We start from the raw sequence: 11,000 nt of genomic DNA, 5'->3' as shown, positions 1-11,000 counted from the left end.
GGAACAGCTTGCCGCCGCGGCTGGAGGACCAGTTCAGCGACCAGGTCCGCGCCTCGGAGTCGAACAGCCGCAGCGTCAGCCCCTTCGAGCCCCGCCGAGGGGGTAGGCCGGGACCGCGTCCGGACGGCCCGCCGGGGCACGGTCGTTGGCGACGACGACCGTCAGCCACGATCCGGCGCCGCCGTCGTGACCGGGGTGCGGGTCGTCCGGGGCGTCGTAGTGACGGGGGTGCGGGTCGTCCGGGCCGGCCGGGCTGTCGTCGCGGCCGATGCTGATCTCGACATGGGCGGCCGTGGGGGAGTGTCGTCGGATGTTGGTCAGCGCTTCGGTCACCACCCGGTAGGCGGTGGTGGCCGTCTCCCGGTCGGTCGCGGCCGCCGCCCGGTGGTCGACGCTGAGACGGGGGTTCGAGGGGCCGATGTCGGCGAAGTGGCCGACCAGGGCGGGCAGATCGGCCAGCGTGGGCACGCGGGGCGGCACGGGTCCGGCGGCCGTGTCGTCGTCCGCGCCGCGCAGCATGTGCACGGTCCGGTCCATCGAGGCGAGGGCTCGCTGCCCCGCCTCCTCGATGCGTTTCAGGGCCGCCCCCACCTCGGGCTGCCCGGCCAGCACATGGGCGGCGGCCTGCGCCTGGACCACCATGCCGGTGACGTCGTGGGCGACGAAGTCGTGCAGGTCCCGGGCGAGTTCGAGGCGCTGGGTCCGGCGGGCCGTCGCGACGGCGTGCTCCCAGGCCTCGTCCATCGCGCGCAGCCGCAGGCCCACGGCGATGGCGACACCGGCGCCCAACGACCAGTACGCCGTGATCAGGAGCATGGTGGACGGCGACTCGGGCCACACGACCCGCACCATCAGCCCCGCCTCGGCCAGACAGATCACCGCGATGGCGACCGCCGCCCGCCGCAGCGCCGCCGCCCGCCGGGCCACCAGCACGGTCAGCACCAGCAGTGCTCCGGCCTCGCCCACGCCCCATGCCCCGATCGGGACGGTCACCCCGCCACCGGCGAGCAGGACCGGGGTCACCCCGGCCGAGACCAGTGCGGCGAGTGCGGCCAGAGCCCCTGTCCAGGGGCGGGTGCGCTCGGGTAACAGGACGAGGACGATGATCACGGACACCGCGAAGACGGTGGGCAGCGGGGCCAGCGGGCCCGCCGTCATCACTCCCACGACGGCCAGCACACCCACCCCGGCGACCGCCGCCGGTAACAGCGACCGCAGCCGCTCCCGCCCCGCACCGCACATGCCACGCAACGTACCCCGGGTGGCAGGGGCCCCGCGATCTGCCGATCGGCAGAGGCGACGCGGCGTGCTTCCGCCGTACGGCAGATGGTGTGCCGGGCGGGCGCGCGACGAGGCTGGTACCGCATCCGAACCGGCCCGCAGACGGCCGAACCCCACCTCACCTATGGAGAATCGACATGACGTCACACGTGTCCGCGTCACACCTGTCCGCGTCACGCCGGCCCGCGTCCTCCTCGGCTCGACCGCACACGCCTCGGCGGTCCGGACGCCGTCGTCCCCTCGCCCTGGCCGCCGCGCTGCTGTTCACCCTCGTCATGGGCGCGAACGCGGCCACCGCCACGGCCACGTCCACCACCTCGGGCGCGGTGGACGGCCATCGTGCGGTCACCGGATCCGGCAGTCCCACCGAGTCCGCCCTGCCCCAGCTCAAGCGACTCATCGAGCGCCAGGCCGACGCGTGGAACCGGGGAGACGGCACGGCCTTCGCCAACACCTACGCCGAGGACGCCGAGTTCATCACCTTCGACGGCACACATCTGCGCGGCCGGCCGGAGATGGCCCGCAACTTCCAGCTCTACTTCGACCATTACACGAAGGGGACCCGCCTGGTCTTCACCAAGGTGCCCGTGACGCTGCGTCATCCGACGCCCCGTACCGCCGTCATGATCACCACCGGTTGTATCGCCAATCCCGGCGAGCCGGAGTGCCGTCCGGACAGTCACTCCATCCAGACCTATGTGGCCTCCTACGGGAAGCGCGGCTGGGAACTCGTCTCCTTCCAGAACACCCGGGTCCAAGGCCTCCTCCCGCCCCCGCGAGCCTGACCGACACGCGCCCCCGGCCGGGGGCGCGACGCGTCGGATCGGGCAGAGTTGGTCGCACAGTGCGCGCGGTGCACGGCCTTCCCCGGCCGGCACCGTGCGCACGACGTGAGAAGGGGGATCATGCGTTCTCTGACCTTCGTGTTCGGTACGGGCCGCAGTGGCTCGACTGCGCTGTCACGCATCCTCAACGCCCACCCGGACGTGCTGAGCCTGAACGAGTTCATGGCCTCGGTGGGCGACGCGGCCTTCCCCGAAGGGACGGTGGACGGCGCGGAGTTCTGGCAGACGCTCTTCCGGCCCGCGCCGCATTTCGAGCGGATGATCCGCAGCGGACTGCCCCTGCCGGAGTTCCTCCACACCCGCCGCCCCGGCAGATACGCGGCGCGGACCACGGGCATTCCCGCGCTCTCCCTGATGGTGCTGCCCCACCTCACCGACGACCCGGACGCCCTCCTCGACGAACTCGGCGCAGCGGTCGCCGACTGGCCGGAGCGCACCGCCGCCGAGCACCACCGGGCCCTGTTCGCCCTGCTCTGCGCCCGGTTCGGACGTACCGCCGTCGTAGAGCGCTCCGGCTACTCGACCGGCTGGGCACCGAAGCTGAGGTCGGCCTTCCCGGACGCGAAGTTCGTGCACATGTTCCGCGACGGCCCGGACTGCGCCCTGTCCATGAGCCGTCACCCCGGATACCGCGCGATCTCCCTGCTCCGCGAGATCAAGACCCGCTCCGGTATCGACAGCTTCGCCGAGCTGACCCCCGAACACGTCCGCGCGCTGCCCCCGGACCTGGCACCCCTGCTCGACGACCGCTTCGACCCCGCCCTCGTACGTGACCGTCACATCCCCCTGCGGACCTTCGGCGCCCTGTGGTCCGAACTCGTCATCGAGGGAACGGAGTTCCTCGCCGGGCTCCCCGCCGACCGACGCGCCACCCTCGCCTACGAGGACCTCCTGGACCGCCCCGCCGAAGAGCTGACCCGCCTCGCGGAGTTCATCGGCGTGGCCCCCGAGCCGCGGTGGCTGCGTGCCGCGTCCGCCCTGCTCGACCACGGCCGGCGCGGCTCCGCCCGGAGTCTGCCCGCCGCCGAGCTCGCCGCACTGCGGGACGACTGCGCCCCGGGCACCCATGTCCTGGAGGCATAGCGTTCACTCTTGGTCGTTGCAACGCGACAGGTTGAACGTGTTGCGTTAATCGCGGCTCTGTTGCAACGAAATCCATGCGCTTACCTGCTGCTACTGCGCTCGCGTGCAATATTCATGTTGCCACTCATGTGAATGCAACGTAGCGTTTCCGTATCAAGAAACAACGCCTCGACGCCCTCGCGGGTCGAGAGGCGCGTGTTTCGCGGAGTGGGCGATCAAGGGGGTCAGGTCATGGAGTCAGTGCGCAGTCGGCAGCAGGTGGCACCCGGCGCCTTCACCGCCTTCGCCCGCTTCGTGCTCTGCGGCGGCGGTGTGGGCCTCGCCTCCAGCTTCGCCGTGGCGGCCCTCGCCTCCTGGATTCCCTGGACCTTGGCCAACGCCCTGATCACCGCGGCGTCCACGCTCCTCGCCACCGAGCTGCACGCCCGCTTCACCTTCGGCGCGGGCGGGCACGCCACCTGGCGCCAGCACGCGCAGTCGGCCGGCTCGGCGGCGGTCGCGTACCTGGTGACCTGCGCGGCGATGCTCGCCCTGCGCCACCTGGTGGCAACACCCGGCGCGACGCTCGAACAGATCGTCTATCTGTCCGCCTCCGGGCTCGCCGGTGTCGCCCGGTTCGCGGTGCTGCGCCTCGTCGTCTTCGCCCGGCAGCACACCCGGGCATCGGCCACCGCCCGCGCCACCCGTCCCGAGCACACGGCGGTCGCCCGCGCCACGGCACCCGCCGACCCGGCCGTGCTCTGCCGCGCCGCCTGACGTCGGACGACCGTCAGACGCGGGACAGCGCCGCACGGAGCTTGTTCCGTGAGTTGACGTCGAGCTTGGTGAACACCTTGTGCAGATGCCACTCGACCGTGCGCGGGCTGATGAACAGCTCGGCGCCGATCTCGGAGTTCGTCTTTCCGTCAGCGGCGAGCCGGGCGATCTGGGCCTCCTGCGCGGTGAGGGCCTCATGGGGCTCGACCGTGTGCGGCCGTACGGACTCGCCGGTGGCCAGCAGTTCGCGACGGGCGCGCTCGGCGAAGGCGGCCGCTCCGAAACCGCTGAGCATCTCGTGGGCGGTGCGCAGCTGTTCGCGTGCGTCGAGGCGCCGGCGCTCCCGACGGAGCCACTCGCCGTACACCAGATGCGTGCGGGCGAGATGGACGGCGATCCGGCTGCGCTCCAGACGTTCGATGGCCTCGCGGTACAGGTTCTCGGCGGCCGGGCCGTCGCTCAGCAGGGCTCTCGACCGGGCCAGCATGCCGAGGGCCCAGTCCGTGCCCGCGGCTTCGGCCCGTTCCTCCAGCCGGCGCAGGGCCGCCTCGGCGGCCTCGGGCGCGTCGCTGCGGGCGCCCGCCTCGACGAGCTCGACGAGGGAGAACCCGGCGCTCGCCAGATCCTCGTACTCCACGGCCCGTTCGGCGTCGGCCAGGGCCTCCTGGTAGCGGCCGAGGCCGTTGTGCAGCACCGCCAGCAGATAGTGGGCCAGACCGAGCGCCCGCCCTTCGCCCCAGGCGGCCGCGCCCCGAGCGGTGGCCTCGATCAGCTCCGCTCCCCGGGCTTCGTCGCCACGCCAGGCCACCAGCAGCAGCGAGGGGTACCCGATGGGGGAGTTGCCGGTCAGCTCCGTCATGTTGTCGGACTCGTTGATCAACGCCGAGGCGAGGTCGAACTCGCCGGCGTGCACATGGATGGCCGCGCGGTAACCGAGGGCCAGGGGAAGGAAGTTGAGCGCGCCGGTCTCCCGGGCCATCCGGACCGCCTGTGTGGTCAGGTCGTGCCATGCCCCGTCGTCCCACAGGTCGCCGGCGACCAGCCAGGTCAGCCAGAGCCAGCGCATGACGTCGTCCTCGTCGCGTTCGGCGGCCCGCCGGAACGCCCGCAGCGCGGGCTTCAACAGCGCCGCACCCTTGACATAGCCCTCGGTGAACCGCGTCGCCAGGCCGTCGAGAAGGATGTCCGCCGGCCGCGGCGGCCACTCTCCGGGCGGTGCGGCGAGAGCGGCCCCGGCCACTTCCCGCATGGCGATACGGCCATGGAAGCGACCGGCGAAGACCGCCGCACCGACCGCTTCGAGGTACGCCTCGCGCGCCTGCCCCGCGTCGACCCGTTCCAGCCGGCCGGCCGCGTCGAGCAGCAGGGGCAGCGCCTCGCCGCCGCGTCTGCGGGCGAAGACTATCTGGGCGCGGAGCCGGGCCAGCCGCGCCCGCTGGGCCTCGTCCAGCGGGCCCATCTCGGCGGCGGTGAGGAGTTCGAGCGCGGCGTCGGGCGCCCCGGCCTCGAAGGCGGCCCGCGCCGCGGCCGCCGCCCTCGTCCCGCGCCGGGCCGGGTCGGGCGTCAGTTCGGTCGCGCGTCTCAGGAACGCGGCCGCCGCCGCGATCCCGCCACGGGCCTGGGCCCGGCCGGCCGAGCGCTCCAGCTCGCCCGCCACGGCCTCGTCGGGTTCGAGCGCCGCGTGGGCGCGATGCCAGGCCCGGCGATCCGAGTCGAACACGGGATCGGTCGCCTCGGCCAGCGCACGATGCACGTCCCGGCGCTCTCCGGGGTCGGCCGCGCGATAGGCCGCCGACCGCACCAGGGGATGACGGAACCGCACCCGGGCACCGAACTCGATCAGCCCCGCCGCCTCGGCCGCCCCCGCGGCGTCCGCCCCGATGTCGAGCCGCTCGGCCACCCGCCGCAACAGCGGGATGTCGCCCACGGGCTCGGCCGCCGCCGCCAGCAGCAGCCGCTGCGTCGTGTCCGGAAGCGTCCCGATGCGCCGCAGGAAACTCTGCTCGATCTGGCTCGCCAGCGGTCGCGCGTCGGGACGCTCGAACCCGCCGGCCAGCTCCGCCGCCGACAGCCCCCGCGTCAACTCCAGCAGAGCCAGCGGGTTGCCCCGGGTCTCGGCGACGATCCGGTCCCGGACCCGCTTGTCCAGCCGTCCGGGGACCACCGAGTCCAGCAGCGCACGCGCGTCGTCGTCGCGCAGCCCCCGGACCACGAGCTCCCGCAGCCCCACCCACGGGTCGTCGGCCGCGGGGGGCGTCGACGTACGCACCGCGAACACCAGCGCCACCCGCTCCGCGAGCAGCCGGCGCGCGACGAAGGCCAGCGTCTGCGCGGAGACCCGGTCGAGCCACTGGGCGTCGTCCACCACACAGACGAGCGGCCGTTCCTCCGCCACCTCGGCCAGCAGGCTGAGCACCGCGAGCCCGACCATGAAACGGTCCGGCGCGCTCCCCGCCCGCATCCCGAACGCGATGCCGAGGGCGTCCCGCTGGGGTTCGGGCAGCCGGTCGAGCTGCCCCAGCATCGGCACGCACAGCTGATGCAGCCCGGCGAACGCCAGCTCCATCTCCGACTCGACGCCGGCGGCCCGCAGGATCCGGCAGCCCGCCGCGCTTTCCACCAGGTACTCCGCCAACGCGGACTTGCCGACCCCGGGCTCGCCGCGCAGCACCAGCACCTGGCTGCGGCCCGCCCTGACCTCGGTCACCACCTGATCGAGCGCCCCGCACTCGCCACGCCGGCCGCGCAGCCCGCGCCGAGGAGCGCTGCTCGACATCCACCACCACCGCGCCGTTCACAAGAGCCGGACCCTGATCAACTCGGGTCGTGCCCATCATGCACCCGGCCGCGCGGCCCGGACAAACAGTCGGCGGACCACCGCCACGGCCCCGCCCCGGCCGCGTGAACCGCGGGTGGCGGCACGGTGGCCGAGGGGGATCACCGGGGTCGCGGCCGGGTGTGCGGTGCCTGGAACAGGTCGATGAGGTGGGCCATGTCGCCGGCTCGCGCCGCGTCGAGGAAGGCTTCGAGCAGCCCGTCCCGCTCCGCCGGATCGACCGGGTTGTGCCCCGGCGCCGCGAGATGCCCGCGCGCCCGGTACGCGAGCTGCCGCGCGTTGCTCTCGCTCAGCCCGAGGATGTCGGCGATGTCGCGGAAGGGGTAGGCGAACGCCTCGCGGAGCACGTACACCGCGCGTTCGACGGGGGACAGCCGTTCCAGCAGGAGCCGTACCGCCAGCTCGATCGCCTCCCCGCGTTCGGCCTCCCGCGCCGGATCGACGGACGCGAGATCGTGCTCCGGGAGCCAGCCGCCGACACTGACCTCGCGACGGGCACGGGCCGAGGTCGCCTCGTTGAGCGCCACGCGGATCGTGACGGTCACGAGGAAGGCGACCCGGTCCCGTACCTGCGCCCGGTCCGTGCCCTGCCAGCGGACCCACACGTCCTGCACGACGTCCTCGGCGTCGGCGACCCGGCCCAGCATCTGGTAGGCGATCCCGAACAGCCGGGAACGGACACTCTCGAAGTCGGCCGTCTCCGGCCCGGAGCGAACGGTGGTCGTCGCGTTCCCGGTCGCCCGCGGGCCGGACGAGCCCGGCTCGGACACGACGTCGATGTTGCACAAGCGCATGACGATCTTCCCCGGTCCCGTGGTCTGGACCGCCGGGACCCGGCTCATCGTGCGCCAGGGCCCGGCTCAGTGACCAAGCCACCGTCGTCCGGAGCGGGCCCCGGGCGCACCCGTGGAAACCCTGGTGCACCCCCGGGGAAAGCGCGGCCACGCACCGTGGGCCACGTGGTGTGCGGTGCCACGTGAGACCGGCGGGGCCGCTCGCCGTGTCATGGGCGCATGCCCCCCCGGCCGGGCGGAGACACGTCCCACTCAGCGTTCTCGATCCGGTTCTCCCGACGAGGGGTCACCGCTCGAAGGTGTCCGCGAAGGTGTCCACTCCGCCCCGGTGCGCAGCCGGAAGGCGGCGACGGCGGCCTCCACGGTGGGGAAGAAGTGCCGGGGGTCGATGGTGCGGGTGAGCCCGTACCGTTCGATCTTGCGCCGGACGGGATCCTTGAGTTCGGCGAACACCAGATGGACGCCCTGGGCGTTGAGGGCCTCGTCGAGTTCCTCCAGGACGTCGGCGGCGGTGGTGTCCACGTCCGTCATGGGCTCCGCCGCGATCACGATCCAGCTCGGCCGCGGGTCGGCGTCCGCCAGCCGTCTGATCTCGTCGCGGAAGGCCTTGGCGTTGGCGAAGATGAGCGGGGCGTCGAACCGGTGGATCACCAGCCCCGGCAGGTGCGCGGCCTGCGGGTAGGAGCGCACGTCGTGGTAGCCCTCCAGGCCCTGGACCCGCCCCAGCACGGTGTTGTACGGCCACCACGCCCGCCGGAAGACATTGAGGACGGACAGGGCCACGGCGACGGCGATCCCGGGCAGCACCCCGAGCAGGGCCACGCCGGCGAACGCCGCCAGGCACAGCAGGAACTCCGTCCGGCGCTGCCGCCACAGCCGTACCGTCCCCGGGACGTCGGCCAGGGAGAGCGACGCGGTGATGACCACGGCGGCCAGGGCCGGCTGCGGGAGATCGCGGAACAGGCCCGGAGCGACCACGAGCATCAGGACGATCAGTGCCGCTCCGACGACCCCGGTGAGCTGACTTCTGGCCCCCGCGCGCTCCGCCACCGCCGTACGGGATCCGCTCGTGCTCACCGGGAAGCCCTGGAAGAGACCGGCCGCCACATTCGCGACCCCCACCCCGGCCATCTCCTGGTTGCCGCGGACCTCCTGCCCCGTACGGGCCGCGAAGGCCGACGCGTTGGAGATGGTGTCGGCCAGGGACACCAGGGCGATGCCCAGCGCGCCGCCGAACAGCGGGGCGAGGTCGGAGAGCTCGATGTCGGGGATCGTGAACGGCGGGAAACCCTCGGGCAGTTCGCCGACCAGCTTGACGCCGTGCGCGCCGAGATCGAACACGACGGCGGCGGCGATCGCCAGCACCACCATCACGAGCACGGCCGGGATCTTCGGCAGCAGGCGTTGCAGGACCAGGATCAGGACGATCCCGCCGACGCCGACCGCGGCGGCGGCCGGCACCGCCGCCCCGTCGGCCAGCCCCTCCACGAAGCCGACGCCCTCGCCGATCAGATTGTCCGCGTCGACCTTGAAGCCGAGCAGCTTGGGCAGCTGACCGATCAGAATGGTCAGGGCCAGCCCGTTGATATAGCCGATCATCGTCGGCTTGGAGATCAGATCGGCGATGAAGCCGAGCTTCGCCACCGAGGCCAGGATCATGATGGCCGCCACCATCAGCGCGAGCATCGACGCCAGCGCGACCGCCCGGTCGGGATCCCCGTCCGCCGCCACCAGCGGCAGCACCGTCGCGGCGATCATCGGCCCCAGCGAGGAATCCGGGCCCAGCACCAGGATCCGGGACGGCCCGCACACCGCGTACCCGAGGAGGCAGAGGATCGTCGTGTACAGACCGGTGATGGGCGGCAGACCGGCCAGTTCCGCGTACGCCATGCCCTGCGGCACCAGCAGCGTGGTGAGGACGACCCCCGCGACCAGGTCCTTGCCCAGCCACTCGCGCCGGTAGGACGACACCGCACGGACCCCGGGAACGGCCCGCAACCGGGCGACGAGCCCCCGGTTCTCGTGCTGGGTGGTCACCGACCGTCCTTCCGCCTTCCGTCCTCGCGCTCCAGCTCCTCCCTGGCGACGAGCAGCGCCTTGCGTGCCTCTTCGCCCACATCGGGATACTGCGGATCGATGTCCATCAGGGTGTGCGCGAGGATCGCCGCCGCGCAGACACGCGCGAACCACTTCCGGTCCGCCGGTACGACGTACCACGGCGCCCACCGTGTGCTCGTGGCCGACAGCATCTCGGAGAACGCGTGCTGGTACTCGTCCCAGTGGCGCCGCTCCCGGACGTCGGCCGCGGAGAACTTCCAGTTCTTCTCCGGCAGGTCGATCCGCTTCAGGAAGCGGGTGCGCTGCTCCTCCTTGGACAGGTTCAGGAAGATCTTCACCACCTTGAACCCGTTGTCCGTGAGATAGCGCTCCCAGTGGTTGATCTCCCGGTAGCGCCGCTCCCAGATGTCCGGCCCGCGCACGTCGTCCGGCAGCTTCCGCCGGACCAGGTTCTCGGGGTGGACCCGTACGACGAGGACCTCCTCGTAGTGCGAGCGGTTGAAGATGGCGATCTCGCCGCGCGCGGGCAGCCGCCGGGCGTAACGCCACAGGTAGTCGTGGTCGAGTTCCTCGTGGGAGGGCACCTTGAAGCTGCTGACCCGTACGCCCTGGGGATTGACGCCGCTCATCACATGGCGGACCGTCCCGTCCTTGCCACCGGCGTCGAGGGCCTGGAGGCAGAGCAGGACGCCGTACGTGTCCTGGGCGGCCAGCCGCTCCTGGTACTCGGCCAGCAGCGACACCCCGGTCCGCAGCAGCTCGCCCCCGTCGCGTTTCTTCAGGTTGCCCTTGTAGCGGGGGTCGAAGTCCCGGTCCAGGCGCACCTTCGACCCCGGTTCCACCCGGAGGGGCGCGATGAAATCGGCGATGAGTCCGGCTCGTTCGTCCGCCATCACGATCAGTCCTTCACCGGTCCGGGGTGGGCGGGTTGTGTCCCCGGGGCCGCACCGAGTGCCCTCCGGGACCGGCGTTCGACCAGGATCGGGACGTAGGTTCTGACCCGGGCCCGGTGGAACACGTCGTACGCGGCCCTGATCGTCGTCTCCACGGTGACCGGGTCGACCGAGGGATAGGCGGCACTCAGCCGCAGCGCCAAGTTCCGGAGGGCCACGAGTTCGTCCCGCGAGCCGTGTGAGGGGAGCCTTGGCACGGCCGCGGGTTCGGCGCGCTGTTCAGGTTCGGTGCGCTGTGCTGGTTCGGTGCACTGTTCTGGTGTGGTGCGCTGTGCTGGTTCGGTGGGCCGCTCCGGTCCGGTGCGTTCGTCCGGCTCGGGACGGCGCCGGGTGTCCTCGACGGGCGGGCGCGCGTCGATTCGCGGAGGCTGCTCTTCGACCCTCATGGCCGCAC

At 72.5% G+C, this 11,000-nt stretch carries 9 protein-coding genes; 3 read left to right on the top strand and 6 right to left on the bottom strand.

The features are described 5' to 3' along the window. Positions 1–75: 75 nt before the first annotated feature. Positions 76–1,242, bottom strand: coding sequence for a sensor histidine kinase (locus ABT147_RS02000; protein ID WP_351401688.1), 1,167 nt, complete (start codon positions 1,240–1,242; stop codon positions 76–78). A gap of 176 nt (positions 1,243–1,418) precedes the next feature. On the opposite strand from ABT147_RS02000, the gene ABT147_RS01995 reads away from it, so the two are divergent. The 3 genes from ABT147_RS01995 (at position 1,419) to ABT147_RS01985 (ending at position 3,965) form a co-directional block, all read left to right on the top strand. After that, on the top strand, positions 1,419–2,066 hold the full coding sequence (locus tag ABT147_RS01995; RefSeq protein ID WP_351401686.1) for an SgcJ/EcaC family oxidoreductase: 648 nt from the start codon (positions 1,419–1,421) through the stop codon (positions 2,064–2,066). Between the two features lie 120 nt (positions 2,067–2,186). After that, positions 2,187–3,209 (top strand): sulfotransferase, encoded by a 1,023-nt coding sequence (locus ABT147_RS01990; RefSeq protein ID WP_351401684.1) that lies wholly within the window; start codon positions 2,187–2,189, stop codon positions 3,207–3,209. Between the two features lie 231 nt (positions 3,210–3,440). Continuing rightward, positions 3,441–3,965, top strand: coding sequence for a GtrA domain-containing protein (locus ABT147_RS01985; protein ID WP_351401683.1), 525 nt, complete (start codon positions 3,441–3,443; stop codon positions 3,963–3,965). Between the two features lie 13 nt (positions 3,966–3,978). Here ABT147_RS01985 and ABT147_RS01980 read toward each other — a convergent pair whose 3' ends face one another. From ABT147_RS01980 to ABT147_RS01960, 5 genes are all read right to left on the bottom strand, one after another. Beyond that, positions 3,979–6,741, bottom strand: a complete 2,763-nt coding sequence (locus ABT147_RS01980) for a helix-turn-helix transcriptional regulator (RefSeq protein ID WP_351401681.1) — start codon at positions 6,739–6,741, stop codon at positions 3,979–3,981. Between the two features lie 161 nt (positions 6,742–6,902). Continuing rightward, the gene (locus tag ABT147_RS01975) at positions 6,903–7,595 is read right to left on the bottom strand and encodes a sigma-70 family RNA polymerase sigma factor (protein WP_351401679.1); all 693 of its coding nucleotides are present in this window, start codon (positions 7,593–7,595) and stop codon (positions 6,903–6,905) included. 252 nt (positions 7,596–7,847) lie between these two features. Continuing rightward, a complete protein-coding gene (locus ABT147_RS01970; protein WP_351401677.1) occupies positions 7,848–9,632 on the bottom strand; it encodes a SulP family inorganic anion transporter in 1,785 nt (594 codons plus the stop codon). Further along, the gene (locus tag ABT147_RS01965) at positions 9,629–10,546 is read right to left on the bottom strand and encodes a polyphosphate kinase 2 family protein (RefSeq protein ID WP_351401675.1); all 918 of its coding nucleotides are present in this window, start codon (positions 10,544–10,546) and stop codon (positions 9,629–9,631) included. Before ABT147_RS01965 ends, ABT147_RS01970 begins: the two co-directional genes overlap by 4 nt. Positions 10,547–10,551: 5 nt before the next feature. Further along, entirely contained in the window at positions 10,552–10,992 is a 441-nt protein-coding gene (locus ABT147_RS01960) for a three-helix bundle dimerization domain-containing protein (protein ID WP_351401672.1), read from the bottom strand. Positions 10,993–11,000: the final 8 nt, after the last annotated feature.

It is taken from the genome of Streptomyces sp. NPDC001868 (assembly GCF_040297125.1).
Lineage (GTDB): Bacteria > Actinomycetota > Actinomycetes > Streptomycetales > Streptomycetaceae > Streptomyces.
This window is presented reverse-complemented; position numbering and strand designations above follow the sequence as displayed.